The organism is Loktanella atrilutea, from assembly GCF_900128995.1.
Taxonomy (GTDB): domain Bacteria; phylum Pseudomonadota; class Alphaproteobacteria; order Rhodobacterales; family Rhodobacteraceae; genus Loktanella; species Loktanella atrilutea.
On sequence record NZ_FQUE01000001.1, the window covers coordinates 670,758 to 688,393 of the forward strand.

At 65.2% G+C, this 17,636-nt stretch carries 12 protein-coding genes; 3 read left to right on the forward strand and 9 right to left on the reverse strand.

Annotation, left to right across the window (positions count from 1 at the left end; translation table 11 throughout):
* Nucleotides 1-327 precede the first annotated feature (327 nt).
* A complete protein-coding gene (locus tag BUA54_RS03250; RefSeq protein ID WP_072855740.1) occupies nt 328-6,459 on the forward strand; it encodes a Hint domain-containing protein in 6,132 nt (2,043 codons plus the stop codon).
* A 120-nt stretch (nt 6,460-6,579) separates the two neighbouring features.
* Here BUA54_RS03250 and BUA54_RS03255 read toward each other — a convergent pair whose 3' ends face one another.
* From BUA54_RS03255 to hemB, 3 genes are all read right to left on the reverse strand, one after another.
* Entirely contained in the window at nt 6,580-7,167 is a 588-nt protein-coding gene (locus BUA54_RS03255; RefSeq protein WP_072855741.1) for a nucleotidyltransferase family protein, read from the reverse strand.
* 18 nt (nt 7,168-7,185) lie between these two features.
* Nucleotides 7,186-7,740, reverse strand: a complete 555-nt coding sequence (locus BUA54_RS03260) for a lipid-binding SYLF domain-containing protein (RefSeq protein ID WP_072855742.1) — start codon at nt 7,738-7,740, stop codon at nt 7,186-7,188.
* Nucleotides 7,741-7,845: 105 nt separating this feature from the next.
* Nucleotides 7,846-8,847, reverse strand: coding sequence for a porphobilinogen synthase (hemB, locus tag BUA54_RS03265; protein WP_072855743.1), 1,002 nt, complete (start codon nt 8,845-8,847; stop codon nt 7,846-7,848).
* A 124-nt stretch (nt 8,848-8,971) separates the two neighbouring features.
* Between hemB and BUA54_RS03270 the strand changes: the two genes are divergently transcribed.
* Together BUA54_RS03270 and mfd are read left to right on the forward strand one after the other, a co-directional pair.
* On the forward strand, nt 8,972-9,496 hold the full coding sequence (locus BUA54_RS03270; RefSeq protein ID WP_072855744.1) for a component of SufBCD complex: 525 nt from the start codon (nt 8,972-8,974) through the stop codon (nt 9,494-9,496).
* A gap of 47 nt (nt 9,497-9,543) precedes the next feature.
* Nucleotides 9,544-12,996 carry a transcription-repair coupling factor gene (gene mfd / locus BUA54_RS03275; protein WP_072855745.1) on the forward strand — a complete coding sequence of 1,151 codons (3,453 nt, stop codon included), beginning with the start codon at nt 9,544-9,546 and terminating at the stop codon, nt 12,994-12,996.
* Nucleotides 12,997-13,047: 51 nt separating this feature from the next.
* Here the strand turns inward: mfd and BUA54_RS03280 are convergent, their stop codons facing one another.
* The 6 genes from BUA54_RS03280 to BUA54_RS03300 all read right to left on the reverse strand — a co-directional run bounded on the left by BUA54_RS03280 (nt 13,048) and on the right by BUA54_RS03300 (nt 17,611).
* Complete coding sequence (locus BUA54_RS03280) at nt 13,048-13,464, reverse strand: cupredoxin domain-containing protein (protein WP_072855746.1); 417 nt, start codon at nt 13,462-13,464, stop codon at nt 13,048-13,050.
* A 109-nt stretch (nt 13,465-13,573) separates the two neighbouring features.
* Complete coding sequence (locus BUA54_RS03285) at nt 13,574-14,218, reverse strand: DsbA family oxidoreductase (RefSeq protein WP_072856130.1); 645 nt, start codon at nt 14,216-14,218, stop codon at nt 13,574-13,576.
* 269 nt (nt 14,219-14,487) lie between these two features.
* Nucleotides 14,488-14,835, reverse strand: coding sequence for a hypothetical protein (locus BUA54_RS03290; RefSeq protein ID WP_072855747.1), 348 nt, complete (start codon nt 14,833-14,835; stop codon nt 14,488-14,490).
* Nucleotides 14,836-14,881: 46 nt separating this feature from the next.
* A complete protein-coding gene (locus BUA54_RS03295) occupies nt 14,882-15,559 on the reverse strand; it encodes an aquaporin (RefSeq protein WP_072855748.1) in 678 nt (225 codons plus the stop codon).
* A gap of 115 nt (nt 15,560-15,674) precedes the next feature.
* On the reverse strand, nt 15,675-15,800 hold the full coding sequence (locus tag BUA54_RS21725) for a hypothetical protein (protein WP_281250630.1): 126 nt from the start codon (nt 15,798-15,800) through the stop codon (nt 15,675-15,677).
* The gene (locus tag BUA54_RS03300; RefSeq protein ID WP_072856131.1) at nt 15,797-17,611 is read right to left on the reverse strand and encodes an extracellular solute-binding protein; all 1,815 of its coding nucleotides are present in this window, start codon (nt 17,609-17,611) and stop codon (nt 15,797-15,799) included. Before BUA54_RS03300 ends, BUA54_RS21725 begins: the two co-directional genes overlap by 4 nt.
* Between the last annotated feature and the right edge of the window lie 25 nt (nt 17,612-17,636).

Consider the following 17,636-nt stretch of genomic DNA (forward strand, 5'->3'; position numbering starts at 1 on the left):
AGGGTTGTAAGGGCGCGAACGACATACCCGTCCGGCGAAATTCGGCAAAGATTTTGCCTCATTCTGGACAACTTTTTTCTTTTTCGGACGCCACAACCTGTCTATTGCTGAACATGCCCAACTGGGGGGCAAAACCGGCCGATTGGGGCGGTCGGGCCGATGAAGAGAAAATCGGCGAACTTTTGTGTCTGCGGCGAAGGGTTCTCCCACGCTGATACGAATGCTGAACGGCACTGCGCCGTGACGCAATTTTAGTCGCGCCGGCATCATTTGCCGGTGCCGTTGAAGCATGGGACGACGCCTTTTCCGGCGTTTTGGAGTGATCTAATGACTACGAGTGGCTATTCTTACAAGTGGTGCGATCTGGGCGGCTCTTGGCACGCCGGTTACCCGGACAGTCTTCTGAAGTGCCTCAAGATCGAATTCTGCGCCCCGGACAAGACCGTTTATCAGGACTGCACACCGCCGGAATGCACGAACAACACCCCCACGACCCCGGGCGGCCACGCCGTTCTTGACGGAATCGTCGAGGGGACGAACGGCGCAGACGTCATTGACACAAGCTACAACGGCGACCCGCAGGGCGACCGCATCGACGCGAACGACCAGATCCTGCCCGGCGAGGGCGTGAACGACGACATCGTCCTGGGCCTCGGCGGCAACGACAAGATCTACTCCGGCAAGGGCAACGACGATGTCTATGCGGGCAGCGGCAACGACTACGTCGAAGGTGGCGCAGGTAACGACGTGATCTATGGCGACAAGGGCGGCAGCGCCCCCAAGACCACCGTGACCCGCGAAAGCTTCGAATGGGACAAGGCTCCCGACCAGTGGCAGGGCGGCTGGACCGACTGGAACTACAGCGGCACCATCGACAACGGCGACCATCTGGGCGGGTTCAGCCAGAACACCGGCAGCGTCAACGTGAAATTCGACGTGATGAAGACGACCGGCTACGGCATCGACACCACCTTCACCACCGACACGCAAAATGTAGCCGGCATCGTGGCCGACGGCGCGCCCGTCGCGAACAACAGCTCGCTCGCCAGCGAACTGGACAGCTGCGGCGATCAGGTCGAATACAAGCTTGGCTTCGACAAGCCGGTGTCCAACGTGTCCTTCAACATCAATGACATCGACGGCGACGGCGTGGTCAAGGTGCTGGCCTATGATGCCGCCGGCAAAGAGATCAACGTCGACCTGACCGGTGGCGCCAAGCTGACGCTGAAGGACACGGACGGCAAGTTCGGCGCCGATACGGCCGACAGCAAGGGCGGCTACGAGGCCGACACGTCCACCAATTACTCCGTCACCGTGTCGGTCCCCGGCCCGGTGTCCAAGATCGTCATCATTCACAGCCAGGACGGCAACAACGACTCGGGCGTGAACGTCACCGACGTCTATTTCGACGCGGGAACCCCGATCGCAGAGGATACCGGCGCCGAGGGGAACGACACGCTGCTGGGCGGGTCCGGCGACGACGTGATCTATGGCGAGGGTGGCAACGACATCATCTACGGCGATCGTGGCCCGCATGCCGAGGCCACGCCGAAGCAATACGTCCGCGAAGACTTCGAATGGGACAAGGCGCCCGATCCCAGCGGCAATGGAACCTCCATCGACGACGGTGACAACCTGAACGGCGGCTTCAGCCAGAAGACCGGCAACGTCACGGTCAAGTTTTCCGTCACCGATACCAACGAACATCCGGAATCGACATTCGAGACCGAAGCGGTCAAGGTCCACTCGATCAATGATGGCGGTCTTGGCCTGAACGGCAACAGCTCGCTCGACTCGGTGCTGGACAAGGACGGCGAGACCGCGACCTACAAACTAGACTTCTCCGATGACGTGAAGAACGTCAGCTTCCGCATCGACGACATCGACAATTCCTCCAAGGTGGAGGTGCGCGCCTACGACGCGAATGGCAACCTCGTGCCGATCGATGTGCAGACCGGTGCCGGCATCGAGGCGTCCGACACGGACGGCGTCGGCGGCAACGAACTGCTGCTCAGCAAGGGTGGCGACGGCACCGAGCTCAATCAGGATTACTCGGCGCTGGTGAACATCGCGGGCCCGATCAGCCGGATCGAGATCACGCACACCAAGGTGCAGTCCCTGCAACCGGGCAGCAATGCCGGTATCAACATCACGGATGTGTATTTCGATGCCCCCGTTGTCGGCACGGGCGATAACGGACCGGACGGCAACGATCATCTGTTCGGTGGCGCCGGTGACGACATCATCGCAGGGCAGGGTGGCAACGACCGCATTCTGACCGGCACCGGCCACGACGTGGCGACCGGCGGCAAGGGCAACGACACCATCGATGCCAGCGGCGACGGCGCGACCTCCACCGGTGCGGCCAACGGCAGCCGCCCGGCGGCGGACTACCAGAACGTCCTGGCCGGCGGCGCGGGTGACGACACGATCACCGGCGGCGACGGCGACGACATCATCACCGGCGACGATGACAGCCGTGCCAGCGCCAAGACCGGAGAGGCCTTCAACGCGGCGGCCGACGGTCACGACGTCATTTACGGCGGCAAGGGCAACGACGAGATCCACACCGGCAGCTGGGCGGATGGCGAACAGGGCCTGTCAAACACCCAGACCGGCATGGTCGGTGACGTCGCCTATGGCGGCGACGGCGACGACATCGTGCTGGGCGCCAGCGGTGACGACAAGCTTTACGGCGATGCGGGCAACGACCGCATGAACGGCGGCGGCGGTGTCGATCACATCTATGGCGGCACCGGCAACGACGCCATCGACGGCAGTGCGGGCAACGATGTCCTCTACGGCGGCGACGACCGCGACACCTTCACCGGCGGTGCAGGCGACACGGTCGACGGCGGTGCCGGCGGCGACGATTTCGACACGCTGGTCCTGCCGGACGGGTCGTTCTACAAGAACACCGGTCCTGACGGCACCGGGTCGCCCATCGCCGATGCCGACGGCAACAGCTTTACCGGGCGCATCATCTTCACCGACGCGCAGGGCAATCCGACCGGCGGCAAGATCGACTACACCGAGATCGAGAAGATCCAGGGCGGCACCCCTGCCAACGGCGCGCCCGACGCGATGAACGATGCCTTCCCGGTCAAGTCGACCGAGGTCGTCGGCGACATCGACGGCAACGTGCTGGCCAACGACACCGATCCGAACGGCGACCCGCTGACCGTGGTTGGCGTCGGTGCGGCGAACACCGGTGTCGGCACGCCTGTTGCCGGCAGCAACGGCGGCCTGATCACGATCAAGGCCAACGGCGACGTCGATTTCGACGCCAACGGCGACTTCGACGATCTGGGCCTGAACGACACCCGTGAAACCAGCGTCACCTACACCGTCAGCGACGGCAAGGGCGGCTTCGACACGGCCACCGTCACCTTTCAGGTCGGCGGCGTGAACGACGGCACCGTCTTCGGCACCGACGGCAACGACGTGATGAACCCGGGCTATGTCGACGCCAACGGCGACATCATCGATGGTAACGACGCGATCCTGCCGGGCGACGTCGGCAACGACGACCTGATCTTCGGCAAGGGCGGCAACGACACCATCAACGCCGGCGACGGCAATGACGAGGTCTACGGCGGTCTCGGCAACGACTCGATCACCGGCGGCGCCGGCAACGACACCGTCAGCGGCGACGCGGGTGACGACACGCTGCGCGGCGGCGCCGGTGACGACATCGTCGACGGCGGTGACGGCAACGATACAGAGTTCGGTGGCGACGGAAACGACACGGTCGTCGGCGGCGAAGGCAACGACACCCTGTCCGGCAACGCCGGCAACGACACACTTTACGGAGATGCGGGCAACGACAGCATCTCTGGCGGCACCGGCGACGACAAGATCGAGGGCGGCGTCGGCAACGACGTCATCGACGGCGGCACCGGCAGCGACAGCATCGACGGCGGTGACGGCGACGACATCATCAACGCCGGCAACCACGTCAATCCGGCCACCGACTACGACTATCCGGGCACGGAGGTGCCAGGCCTGCCGATCGGCGACAACGATCCGTTCCCCTATGACGACCGCGACGTGGTCTACGGCGGGGCCGGGAACGACACGATCACCACGGGCGACGACGCCGACTCGGTCTACGGCGGCGCTGGCAACGACTACATCGACGCCGGGATCGACAACGACTTCGTGCAGGGCGGGGCCGGCAACGACACCATCATCGGTGGCCAGGGCGAGGACATCATCGAAGGCAACGACGGTGACGACCTGATCTACGGCGGCTTGGAAACCGACATCCTCGACATACCCGACGCCTATGACCCCGCGCCGAACGACAACCGCGACACGATCTACGGCGGTGCCGGCAACGATACGATCTACGGCCGTGACGACAATGACAGCATCAATGGCGGCGCCGGCGATGACCTGATCTACGGCGGTGTCGATGACGACAAGATCCTGGGCGATGGCGGCGACGACATCATCTACGGCGGTCAGGGCAACGACAGCGTGTCCGGCGGAGCCGGAAACGACGAAGTTTATGGCGACGACGGCGACGATTTCGTCGGCGGCGGCTTCGGCGGCGGCAACGACACCCTGTTCGGCGGGGCCGGCAACGACACCCTGAACGGCAGCCTCGACGACGACACGCTCTACGGTGGTGACGGCAACGACACGTTGTCCGGTGCCGAAGGCAACGACACCTTCTACGGCGGTGCCGGAGAGGATAAGATCCAGGGCAACAAGGGCGACGACCTGATCTACGGCGGTGCGGACAACGACGAGATCCGGTCCAACACCGGCAACGACGTGGTCTACGGCGACGATGGCGACGACACCATCTTCACCGGCGAGGTCCCCTACGGCGAGTTCCCGGACGTCGACGTGCCCGGCGACGGCTTCCCCGCCGATGCCAATCCGTTCGATGACCGGGATCTGGTCTATGGCGGTGCCGGCAACGACACGATCCGCACCGGTGACGATCAGGACACGATCTTTGGCGGCACCGGCAATGACACGATCTATGCCGGGATCGACGACGACACGGTCAACGGCGATGCCGGCGACGACCTGATCTATGGCGGTCAGGGCAACGACAGCCTCTCCGGTGGTGCCGGTAACGACATCGTCTACGGTGAAGACGGCGACGATTTCCTCGGCGGCGGTCAGTTCACGGGCAGCGACACGTTGTATGGCGGTGCCGGCAATGACACCCTGAACGGCGGTCTGGACGATGACGAGCTGTATGGCGGCGACGGCAACGACACGCTGTCTGGCGCTGAAGGCAACGACAGCTTCTACGGCGGCGCCGGCGACGACAAGATCCAGGGCAACAAGGGCGACGACCTGATCTACGGCGGTGACGGCAACGACGAGATCCGGGCCAACACCGGCAGCGATCTGGTCTACGGCGGCGATGGCGACGACATCATCTTCACCGGTGAAGTCCCCTACGGCCAGGTTCCCGATCGGGATTTGCCTGACGACGGTCTGGACGCTGATCCCGATCCGTTCGATGATCGTGACACGGTCTATGGCGGTGACGGCAACGACCAGATCCGGACAGGCGACGACGCCGACCTGATCTATGGCGGTGCCGGCAACGACAGCATCGACGCGGGGATCGACGACGACGTCATCTTCTCCGGCGACGGCGCCGACATCGTGAAGGGCGGTCAGGGCAACGACGTTTTCCGCGATGCCTCTTCCGGCGACGTGATCATCGGTGGTGAAGACCCCGACGGCAAGGACATCGATACCTTCAACTTCGATCAGGAGACGCTGGACAAGATCGACCGCATCGTGCGCAACGGCGGTGCCAACGCCAGCGAGGCGCTGCGGGAATCCGGGACTATCTACTTCAAGGATGGCACCACCGCGACCTTCCAGGAGATCGAGGCACCCTGCTTCACGCCGGGCACCACGATCGCCACGCCCAAGGGCGAGCGTCTGGTCGAGGATCTGCGTCCCGGCGACAAGGTCATCACCCGCGACAACGGCATCCAGGAAATCGCCTGGGTCGGGTCGAAGGAGATGTCGGGCAAGGAACTGGCCGCCAAGCCGCACATGAAGCCGATCCTGATCAAGGCCGGGGCCCTCGGCCACGGTCTGCCAGAGCGGGACATGCTGCTGTCGCCCAACCACCGGGTGCTGGTCGCAAGCGAGAAGACGCAGCTTTACTTCGAAGAGCGTGAGGTTCTGGCCGCCGCCAAGCACATGACCGGTGCGCAGGGCATCCACACCCTCGACGTGATGCGGACGACCTACATCCACTTCATGTTCGAGCGTCACGAGGTCGTGCTGTCGAACGGGGCCTGGACCGAAAGCTTCCATCCCGGCGACTACTCCTTGAACGGCCTCGGCAACAGCCAGCGGAACGAAATCTTCGAACTCTTCCCAGAACTGCAGACCGAAGCGGGTATCGAAGGCTACCAGTCGGCCCGCAAGGCGCTGAAGAAGCACGAAGCCCGCCTGCTGATGAAGTAGTGCGATTGCAGCCCTCCCCTGCGCAGGGGGCTGTGACGGGGACAAACGAAAGGCGGGCCGCGACTGCGGCCCGCCTTTTCACGTGATGCGAAAGAGTCGAAGCCCAAGCCGTTGAAACGATCAGGTTTTGCGGTTTCGATAGGCGGCCCAATCCTCCGGTGTGTCGAGGTCCAGTCGCGCGCGGTCGTCGGCAAAACGCAGCAGGACGGTCCTGTCGCGCAGCGGTCTGACGACCGCGCCGGCGCCGTCGTCGCCTTGCAGGTCCGCGAACTGCGGGCGCAGGCTTGCATCGAAAAGCACCGGATGACCCGGCCGGCCGTCGGGCATGGCACCGCGCCAAATCAGGGCGTCGCGCTGCGACTGCCGTGCTGCGATGATCCGGGACATGTCATCGCCCGTGATCTCCGGCAGGTCGGCCAGCACCACGAGGAAGGCGTCACATTCCGGCAGCCTTGCCACGGAGCCGCGCAATGTGCCGGATTGGCCCTCCGCCGCCTCTGGCACGCCCAGCGCCGTGACCGGCAGGCCGTCAAGCAGCGTCAGCCGCTCGTCCGCCCGGTGGTGCAGCGCGACGAAGGTCGGCGCGACACGCACCGCTTCGGCCGCAATGCGGCGCAGCAGGGGCTGTCCGCCGACCGGCTCTGCCAGCTTGTCCAGCCCGCGCATGCGGCGCGATTCCCCGGCGGCGAGGATCAGGATCGGGATCATCGCGGCGGCACGCCGGCCCTAGGGGATGATACGTGTGTACTTGGTGCCCTTCAGGGTCGCGCCAATGCGCAGCCCGGACTGCGCGAAGACAACCGCGATGACCGGCGCAAGCGAGGTGATCGTCTCTGCCCGCAGCACGTCACCCTGATCGGCGGCGACGTATTCCAGATCGGCCCCCGCCGCCCAGCCCATCGAGGACCGGAAATCCGCCAGCGCGTTCTGCGTCATGAAGAACAACACGTGGCTGTACTGCTGCGCCCCGATCTGCAGCCCGGCAGAGCCGGAGGCCGCGGAATAGTAGTCGACCGTCGATCCGTTGATCTGCAGCGCACCGCGCCCGAAGGACCCGCCAAGGCCCAGCCCCGCCTCTGTCACCAGCGGCATCACGAGGACGCCGGCGGCCTTTTCGCCCAGATCCTTCGTCCCGGGATAGGTGTCGTACATGAAGCTGAGCGTCGAGGCCACGCGGGCGTCGATGGTCGCAGCACCATTGGAATTCACGCCGTTGCCGCAGGCCGCCAGCGGAATCGCTGCGGCGCCCAGCACGAAGTGCCGTCTTGTCAGATGTGTCATTGGTTCGCCCTTGTCTGCTGCCCACGGGACGTTGACCGCCCTCGTTAGGGCAGAACCATAAGGCGTCTTTGCGAATCTGTCACACCCAAAATGCAGGGCGGGGGTTTACAGGCGGTTCAGCAGCTTCGCCGCCTCGGGCGCGAAATAGGTCAGGATGCCGTCGCAACCGGCGCGTTTGAAGGCAAGCAGGCTTTCCATCATCACCTTCGGCCCGTCCAGCCAGCCGTTCTGGATCGCCGCCTGCAGCATCGCGTATTCGCCGCTGACCTGATAGGCATAGGTCGGCACGCCGAAGGTGTCCTTCACCCGGCGGCAGATATCCAGATAGGGCATGCCCGGTTTCACCATCACCATGTCGGCGCCCTCCTGCAGGTCGCGTTCGACCAGCCGCAGCGCCTCGTCCGCGTTGCCGGGATCCATCTGATAGGTGTTCTTGTCCCCCGTCAGCGCGGCGGAGGCACCGACCGCGTCGCGGAACGGCCCGTAGAAGGCGGAGGCATATTTCGCCGTGTAGCTCAGGATCGCCACGTCGATGTGGCCCTCCGCCTCCAGTGCGGCGCGCATCGCGCCGATGCGGCCATCCATCATGTCCGAGGGGCCGAGGATGTCGGCCCCGGCCTCTGCCTGCGCCAGCGCCATCTTGACCAGCGCCGCGACCGTGCGGTCGTTCACGATGCGCCCGTCCTCGACGAAACCGTCGTGGCCGTTGATGTTGTAGGGGTCGAGCGCGATGTCCGTCATGATCGCGATATCGGGCACCGCATCCTTGATCGCGCGGATCGCCTGATTGCTGATATTGTCCGGCGACCAGGCGAGGGCGCAATCCTCGGTCCGTTCCGCCATGCCGGTATAGGGAAAGATGCACATCGCGGGGATGCCCAGCTTGTGCGCCTCCTGCGCGGCCTGCACAGCGCGGTCAACGGTCTTGCGCGTGACACCGGGCATCGAGGGGATGGCGTGTTCGTCGTCCTTGCCCGCCATGACGAAGATCGGCCAGATCAGGTCATCGACGCTCAACCGGTGCTGCCGCGCGAGCCTGCGTACGGCGGGCTTGGCCCGCAGGCGGCGCAGCCGGGTGGCGGGAAAGGGGGCGACGGTCGGTTTCATGGGGCAGGGCCTTTCTGGTCACAGGTCAGACCTTGCACGGAAAATCGGGCTGGACAAGTCTGGGCATTGCGGGCCTGCCCGACTAGGGTCCGCCGCAGCACGGAACGACAGAAAGACACGCGTCTTGGACTGGCATAACATCCTCTTTCAGGTGATCGACCTGCGGTCGTTTTCGTCGGTCTGGTACTGGATCATGCTGGCGGTCCTCTGGTCCTCGATGAGCTACTATGTCCTTGGCGTCCCCTTCGACCTGATCACCAAGGCACGCCAGCGTGGCGGGCAGGATCAGGACGACATGGTCGACCTCGTTCGCATCAACGTGAACCGCCTTTTGACCATTTCGCAGACCACCGGCCCGATCCTGATCGGCATCGTCAGCTTCATCCTGACCACGCTGTTGCTGCTCGGCTTCGTCTATGGCGTCGAACTGGCACAGGCCCTGTTCCTCGTGGCGCTGCCGCTCAGCGTCCTCGGGGCGGTCAGTGTCGCCAGCGCACGTCGCATCCGCGCCGCCGATCCCGAGCCGGAGCAGCTTTATGCCATGCTTCTGCGGCACCGGCTCTGGACGCAGATCATCGGCATGGTCGCGATCTTCGTGACGGCCATGTACGGCATGTTTCAGTTGCTGGGCACCTTGCGCGGGCTGTGACGCAAGGCCCGCTTGACACGGCCCCCGATGCGGATAGGTCAGCGGCCATGGCCAAATCTCCCGATCATATCGCCGTCAGCGGCGCCCCCGAAGGTTTCGACGCCCGTCTGATCCTGAAGGAACTCGAAAGCTCCGCCCGGCCCGTCCTGCACGTGGCCCGCGACGACAAGCGACTGGCGGCGATGCAGGCGGCGCTGGCCTTCTTCGCGCCCGGCCTGCCGGTCTTCACCTTCCCGGCGTGGGACTGCCTGCCCTACGACCGGGTGTCGCCCAATGCCGACGTCTCTGCCGCGCGGATGGCGACACTGGCGGCGCTGGTGCACGGGATGCCGGACCGCTTCGTCCTGCTGACCTCGGTCAATGCCGCGACCCAGCGCGTCCCCGCCCGCGCCACGTTGAAAGAGGCCGCCTTCAGCGCCCGCGTCGGCGACAGGATCGACGAATCCGCCCTGCGGGGCTTCTTGACGCGCATGGGCTTCAGCCAGACCGCCAACGTGATGGAAGCGGGCGACTACGCCGTGCGCGGCGGCATCATCGACATCTATCCGCCGGGCCAGTCGGGGCCGATCCGCCTTGACCTCTTCGGCGACACGCTGGACGGCGCCCGCCGCTTCGATCCGGGAACGCAGCGCACGACCGAGAAGCTGAAGGAGATCGAGCTGGCGCCGGTCAGCGAGGTCATCCTCGACGAGGCGGCGATCACCCGGTTCCGGCAAAGCTACCGCATCGAGTTCGGCGCCGCCGGCACCGACGATCCGCTCTACGAAGCGGTCAGTGCAGGCCGCAAGCACGCGGGCATCGAACACTGGCTGGGCTTCTTTCAGGACGATCTGGAGACGCTGTTCGACTACCTGCCGCGCTGCACCGTCACGCTGGACGACCAGACCAGCCCGCAACGGCTGGCGCGGTGGGAATCGATCGCCGATCAGTACAGCACCCGGATGCACGCCCTGACACAGAAGGGGCGGATGGACTCCGTCTACAAGCCCGCGCCACCGCAGCAACTCTACCTCGACGATGCGGCGTGGGACGCTGCCGTGGCAGACCACCGGGTCATCCAGTTCCACCCGCTGCCGCAGGCCACCGGCCTTGGCGTGACGAACGCGGGCGGCCGGCCGGGGCGGAATTTCGCCCCGGAACGCCAGCAGGAAAACCTCAGCCTTTTCGGGGCCCTGGCGTCCCATGTAAAGGCAAGGGTGCAGGACGGGCCGGTCGTCATCGCGTCCTATTCCGAAGGTGCGCGCGAACGTCTAACCGGCCTGATCGAGGACGAGGGGATCGGAGAGGTCATTCCCGTCAGCGACTGGTCCCGCGTCGGCAAGCGCGGCGTGCATCTTGCGGTCTGGGCGCTGGACGCAGGCTTCGAGGGGCCGGTCGAGGACGGCACGCTGACCGTCATCTCGGAACAGGACGTACTCGGCGACCGGCTGATCCGCCAGACCAAGCGCAAGCGCCGTGCCGACAACTTCCTGACAGAGGCCAACGCCCTGTCCCCCGGCGATCTGGTCGTCCACGTCGATCACGGCGTCGGCCGCTTCATCGGGCTGGAGGTCGTGACGGCGCTAGGGGCGGCGCACGAATGCCTGGCGCTGGAATACGCCGAAAGCAGCAAGCTTTACCTGCCGGTCGAGAACATCGAGCTGCTGAGCAAGTATGGCCACGAGGAAGGCCTGCTCGACAAGCTGGGCGGCGGGGCCTGGCAGGCCAAGAAGGCGCGGCTAAAGGAACGCATCCGCCAGATCGCCGAACGCCTGATCCGCGTCGCCGCCGAACGCGCGTTGCGCAAGGCACCGGTGCTGGAGCCGATGGAAGGCATCTGGGACCAGTTCCTCGCCCGTTTCCCCTATTCGGAAACCGACGACCAGTTGGCTGCTATCGATGACGTGCTCACGGACCTCGAAAGCGGGCAACCGATGGACCGGCTGATCTGCGGCGACGTCGGCTTCGGCAAGACCGAGGTCGCGATCCGCGCCGCCTTCGTCGCCGCCCTGTCGGGCGTGCAGGTAGCGATCATCGCACCCACGACATTGCTCGCCCGCCAGCATTATCAAAGCTTTGCAGAGCGTTTCCGCGGATTTCCCGTCACCGTGCGCCCGCTGTCGCGCTTCGTCTCGGCCAAGGACGCGGCGGCGACTCGCGCCGGCCTGACCGACGGCACGGTGGATATCGTCGTCGGCACCCACGCGCTGCTGGCGAAGTCGGTCAAGTTCCGCAACCTTGGCTTGCTTGTCATTGACGAGGAACAGAAATTCGGCGTCCAGCACAAGGAACGGCTGAAGGCGCTGCGCACGGACGTCCACGTTCTGACCCTGACCGCCACACCGATCCCGCGCACCCTGCAACTGTCCCTGTCCGGCGTCCGCGACCTGTCGATCATCGGCACGCCGCCCATCGACCGCCTCGCCATCCGCACCTATGTGTCGGAGTTCGACACCATCACCATCCGCGAGGCGCTGCTGCGCGAACACTATCGCGGCGGGCAAAGCTTCTTCGTCGTGCCGCGCATTTCGGATATGGACGAGATGGTCGATTGGCTGAAGCGCGAGGTGCCGGAGGTGAGCTATATCACCGCCACGGGCCAGATGGCGGCGGGCGAGCTCGATGACCGGATGAACGCCTTCTATGACGGCAAATACGACGTTCTAATGGCGACGACGATCGTGGAATCGGGCCTCGATATCCCCACCGCCAACACGATGATCGTCTGGCGTGCCGACATGTTCGGTCTCGCGCAGCTCTACCAGATCAGGGGCCGCGTTGGTCGGTCCAAGACACGGGCCTATGCCTATCTGACGACGATGCCGCGGCAAAAGCTGACCGACACCGCGCAGAAGCGTCTTCGCGTGCTGGCGAGCCTCGACAGCCTTGGGGCAGGCTTCACGTTGGCAAGCCAGGACCTTGACATTCGCGGTGCGGGCAATCTGTTGGGCGAGGAACAATCGGGCCAGATGCGCGAAGTCGGCTACGAACTCTATCAACAAATGCTGGAGGACCAGATCAACGCGATCCGGTCCGGCGCGGCCAAAGGCCTGCAGGACGACGGTGAATGGTCGCCGCAGATCAACCTCGGCGTGCCGGTGCTGATCCCCGAGGACTATGTGCCCGACCTCGACGTGCGCCTCGGCCTATACCGCCGCCTGTCGGACCTGACGACGAAGGTGGAACTGGAAGGCTTCGCCGCCGAGCTGATCGACCGCTTCGGCAAGCTGCCGCGCGAGGTGAACACGCTGCTGCTGGTCGTGCGGATCAAGGCGATGTGCAAGAAGGCTGGCATCGGACAGCTGGACGCCGGCCCCAAGGGCGGCACGATCCGGTTCCACAACGACAAGTTCGCCAATCCGGCGGGGCTGGTGGAATTCATCGGCGACTACAGGGGGCAGGCGAAGGTCAAGGACAACAAGATCGTCGTCATGCAGGACTGGACGCGCGAACGCGACAAGATTCAGGGCGCCTTCAACATCGCCCGCGATCTGGCGGGAAAGCTGGCCGCAGCGAAATAAAAAGGGCGGCACCCTGCGGTGCCGCCCCCGTTTCGTAACGTCTGCAACTGCTTACGGCGTGACGTTGATGGTGCCGATCATGCCCTGCTCTGCGTGACCGTCAGAGAAGTAGCGATAGGTGCCGGGAATGTTGAACGACTGGTCGTAGCTGCTGTTCGGCGCGATTTCGCCCGAGTCGAAGGGCGCGGCACCGGCGGGCATCAGGACGACCTTCGTCTCTGCCGGAGTGTCGGCCATGGTGCTGACGGACTGGGCAAAGGACGACACGTTCTGGAAACGCACCGACTGGCCCGCCTGAATCGACACGGCGGCCGGGGCGAACTGCAGGTTGTCGGACATCTGGACGGTCGCGGCCGGGATCGTCGATCCGGCACCACCGACGGGGGCCGTGCCACCGGTCGTGGTCATGCCGGCCCCGGCGCAGGCAGCGACAAGGGCAAGGGGGGCGAGGGCAATAAGGCTGCGCATGGCATACTCCGGCTGTTGATTGGCTTCGCTGGCAAACGCGGCGCCGGACGATGATGTTCCATGTGACTTGGACATCCTGCCGCACTGCCGGCGGGGATGTGCCGACGCGTCAGTCGGCACCCTCAAGCTCTGCCATGATGTCGGCGATGATCTGCGACCACGTCTCGACCGGTTGGGCGCCGGGCACGGCGTGGCGGTTCGCCACGATGAAGGTCGGCACGGCGTCGATGCCCATCTTGCGGCTATGGGCGTCGCGGTCACGGATGTCCTGCACATCGGCATCGCTGGCCAGCAGGCGCGTCACGATGGCCGCATCCAGACCGACCACGTCGGCCAGATCCGCCAGCACCTCGTGGTCCGAAATGTCGCGGCCTTCGACGAAATAGGCGTTGAAAAGCTGGTCGACCATCGAAGTCTGCTGCTTCTCGATCCCCGCCCAGTGGATCAGGCGATGCGCGTCGAGCGTGTTGGGCGTGCGCGCAATCCGGTCGAGGTTCAGCGTCAGGCCCGCCGCCTCTGCCCGCTCGACAACGGGAGCATAGGCCTTCACCGCCGCCTCCTTGCCGCCGAATTTCCGCTCGAGGTAAGTGCGTCGGTCCATGCCGTCCGCCGGCATGTCCGGGTTCAGCTGGAAAGGATGCCATTCCAGAACGAAGGGATGATCGGAAACGTCCTCCAACGCTTTGAAGAGGTTCGTCTTTCCGATGTAGCACCAGGGGCAGATCGGATCGGAAAGGATATCGAGTTTGACCATGGTGGCCTCCGGTTCTTCGCGCGCTTGCCCGGCATCGCCGACCGCGCCGTCGTTTCGCATGGCCGGACCCGTGGCCGCGACCCGCAGGTCCCGGTCGCCGCGTCCGGGTTTCGCATCTTCTAACACAGCGGCACGTTCATGACAGCCGTGCCGTGGCAAAAGAAAAGCCCCGCTCCGGAAGCCGGGGTGGGGCGCTCTTTGCGGTGCCGGCACGCCGGACTGCGGTCACACCGCACGGGGTCGGACGATCCCGCGCGGTGGGTGCGTTGTCAGGACGCGCGGCCGATCGGCGCTGCGGCCTTGTTGTCGTCGCCGAACTTGGCGTCGTCGTCGGTCACGTCTTCACCGGCGGGCACGTTGGCGGCGCTGCCGTTGATGTTGGCGTTGTCGTTCTGCTCTGCCATCTTGACGTCGATCGGCTCTCCGCCCATCAGCCAGTCGGCCAGTTCCATCTGGGCGGCGACACGGTCTTCGCCCTTGGACTTCGACAGGTAGGCAAGGAAGGCGTCCTGATCACCGTCGATGCTCAGCACCTCGGATTCGTTCAGGTTCGGCCATTGCGTCAGGATGCGCGGTGTGTAGGCGGCCCAGTTCTGAGAAACGTCTCTCCATTGCATGGGAAATCTCCTTTTGTTGTTCGTTGCGGGACCAACGGCCCGGTCGTCACTTCTGTTCCGCAGCCGATTTCCACAAATGCGGCAGCAGCAGCAGGGCAAGCCCTGTGCCGCACAGTTGCGCAAGTATGAACATCGGCACATTGGCCGGATTGATGCCCGCGAAGGTATCGGTCATGGCGCGGGCCAGCGTGACTGCCGGATTGGCAAAGCTGGTCGATGAGGTGAACCAATAGGCCCCGGTGATGTAAAGTGCAACCAGTGTCGGCACCGTATCGGGCCTGTGCCGCACGCCCGCGAAGATCACGAAGACGAGACCGAAGGTCGCGATGGCTTCCGACAGCCACTGCGCGGGACCGGACCGGGCGGTCACGCTGAACTGGAGAAGCGGCAGGTCGAACATCAGGTGCGCCAGCCAGACACCGAGGACGGCGCCGATGATCTGGACCGTGGTGTAGGCACAGGCATCACGGGTCCCGATCTCTCTCTTGATGCGGAATGCCAGGGTCACCGCCGGGTTGAAATGCGCGCCGGAGACGGGGCCGAGCGTCGTGATCAGCACGTGCAGGATGCAGCCCGTGGCGATGGCATTGGCCAGCAGCGCCACCGCGTCGTTGCCCTGCGCCAGCCGGTCGGCCATGATGCCCGACCCCACGACACCGATCAGCAGGAAGGTCGTGCCAAGGGTTTCGGCGATCAGGCGGGCGCGAAGCGGGGGCTGTGTCATGACCTTCGATTATGACGGTTGCGTAACGGTTTGATGACAGCGCGCGGGGCGGGGCGGGACCGGGGCCAGCCCCGGACCCCGAGGTATTTTCGACGAGAAGAAGGGGGACCGCGGTTCAGATCGCGACGTCTGCGGCCCCGAGGGCCATGTGGCCCGCGCCGATCGCGGTCTTGCCGGCGATGCGGGCGGGCGTGCAGGCGGTGGCGGCGAGAAGGGCGGTCAGCATGAGCAGGCGGATCACTCCTCCCACCACCAGACGTCGGGTTGCCAGCCGGGGGAATCGCCGAAGACCGGGATGACGTCCGGGTATTTCAACTGTTTCGCATGGGCGAGGCGGCTGACGTTCCACTGGTAGATCGGGATATAGTAGCGCCCCGCCGTCAGCACCCGGTCCAGCGCCTTGACCGAGGCCACGAAATCCTCTTGCGCCGTGACGGTGAGCAGTTGTCCGATCAGGGCGTCGACGGCGGGCGACTTCACACCCATCAGATTGCGGGTGCCCGGCGTGTCGGCCATGGCCGAACCGAAGTAGAGGTATTGCTCGTTTCCCGGCGAGAGCGACAGGGCAAGGCGGCTGTAGGTCATGTCGAAATCGAGCTGGTCAGTGCGGGCCTTGTACTGGGCGGGGTCCGTGACCTCGACCGTGGCGCGCACGCCGATCCGGGCAAGGCTTTCGACGAACATGTCGACGATGGATTGATTCTCTGACCCGCCGCTTTGCAGCAGGATGTTGAAGGTGAAAGGCTGGCCCGCCGCGTTCTTCATCACGCCGTCCTGCACGGTCCAGCCCGCGGCCTCCATCTGTTTCAGGGCGGCGCGGGTGCCGGTGCGGTTGCGCTCTGTCCCGTCGCCGACGGGCAGGCTGTAGCCGTCCAGCGTGCCGGGGATCAGGTCGGCGGCGAAGGGGGCCAGCATCTCTGCCACGCGGCCCGTGGCGGGGCCGGGGTCCATGGCGAGGGGCGAGTTCGACCAGTAGGAGGTGATGCGCGGCTGCGCGCTGCCGGTCATCGCCTCGTTGATGAATTCGAAGTTGAAGACGTGCAGCATCGCGTCGCGCACCCGCCAGTCGCTGAACTGGTCGTGGCGCGTGTTCATCACGAAACCGGTCATGCCTGACGGCAGTTGCTGCGGCAGCACGGATTTCACCACCGCGCCGGACTGCACGGCGGGAAAGTCGTACTGGCTGTCCCAGCGCGCCACGTTGAATTCGCGGTTGGAATTGACCTCGCCTGTCTTGAAGGCCTCGAAGGCGGCGGTCTCGTCGGCAAAGAACTCGATGCGCACCTCGTCGAGGTTGTGCAGGCCGTTCTCGGTGGGCAGGTCGGCGCCCCAGTAGTCCGGATTGCGCTTCAGGCTGACGAAGCGGCCCGCCTCGAAATCATCGATGACGTAGGGGCCGGTGGTGATCGGCACCATGTCAAGGCCGCTTTGCGCGAAATCGACGCCGTCCCACTGGGCCTTCTTCAGGATCGGGCGCAGGCCGGCCAGCATCACCAGTTCGCGGTCGGCTGTGTTGAAGGTCAGGCGCACGGTGCCGGGGGCGGTCTCCTCGATCTTCTCGACCTTTTCCCAGAAGCCGCGGTAGCGGCCGTTGCCCTGCGTGCCGAGTGTTTCGAAGGACCAGATCACGTCCTCCGCCGTCACCGGCGTCCCGTCGGAAAACCGGGCCTCGGGGTTCAGAACGTATTCCACCCACTCCCGGTTGGGCCCGGTTTCGACCGACTGGGCCAGTTGCGCGTATTCGGTGAAGGGCTCGTCGAGCGAGCGGACCATCAGGCTTTCGCCGATCAGGAACCGCAGCTGCCACGGCACGCTGCCCTTGAGGACGTAGGGGTTGAGGCTGTCGAAGCTGCCGACCTCTGCCGTGACGATGCGCCCGCCGGTCGTTGCGTCCGGATTGGCATAGGGCAGGGCGGTAAAATCGGCGGACAGGGCGGGTTCGCCGTACATCGCGATGCCATGCTGGGGTTCGGCCGGGGCCATGCCGGCAGGCAGGCAAAGGCCCGCCGCAAGCAGCAGCGGACGCAGCCGGGGGCGCGGTGGGAATGTCATGGCGGTGGTGTCCCTGTCGGTCTGG

Excerpts from the sequence above, each read along its gene's own strand:
- BUA54_RS03250 (WP_072855740.1), top strand. The coding sequence starts at position 328 with ATGACTACGAGTGGCTATTCTTACAAGTGGTGCGATCTGGGCGGCTCT.
- BUA54_RS03255 (WP_072855741.1), bottom strand. The coding sequence starts at position 7,167 with ATGATCCCGATCCTGATCCTCGCCGCCGGGGAATCGCGCCGCATGCGC.
- BUA54_RS03260 (WP_072855742.1), bottom strand. The coding sequence starts at position 7,740 with ATGACACATCTGACAAGACGGCACTTCGTGCTGGGCGCCGCAGCGATT.
- hemB (WP_072855743.1), bottom strand. The coding sequence starts at position 8,847 with ATGAAACCGACCGTCGCCCCCTTTCCCGCCACCCGGCTGCGCCGCCTG.
- mfd (WP_072855745.1), top strand. The coding sequence starts at position 9,544 with ATGGCCAAATCTCCCGATCATATCGCCGTCAGCGGCGCCCCCGAAGGT.
- BUA54_RS03280 (WP_072855746.1), bottom strand. The coding sequence starts at position 13,464 with ATGCGCAGCCTTATTGCCCTCGCCCCCCTTGCCCTTGTCGCTGCCTGC.
- BUA54_RS03285 (WP_072856130.1), bottom strand. The coding sequence starts at position 14,218 with ATGGTCAAACTCGATATCCTTTCCGATCCGATCTGCCCCTGGTGCTAC.
- BUA54_RS03290 (WP_072855747.1), bottom strand. The coding sequence starts at position 14,835 with ATGCAATGGAGAGACGTTTCTCAGAACTGGGCCGCCTACACACCGCGC.
- BUA54_RS03295 (WP_072855748.1), bottom strand. The coding sequence starts at position 15,559 with ATGACACAGCCCCCGCTTCGCGCCCGCCTGATCGCCGAAACCCTTGGC.
- BUA54_RS03300 (WP_072856131.1), bottom strand. The coding sequence starts at position 17,611 with ATGACATTCCCACCGCGCCCCCGGCTGCGTCCGCTGCTGCTTGCGGCG.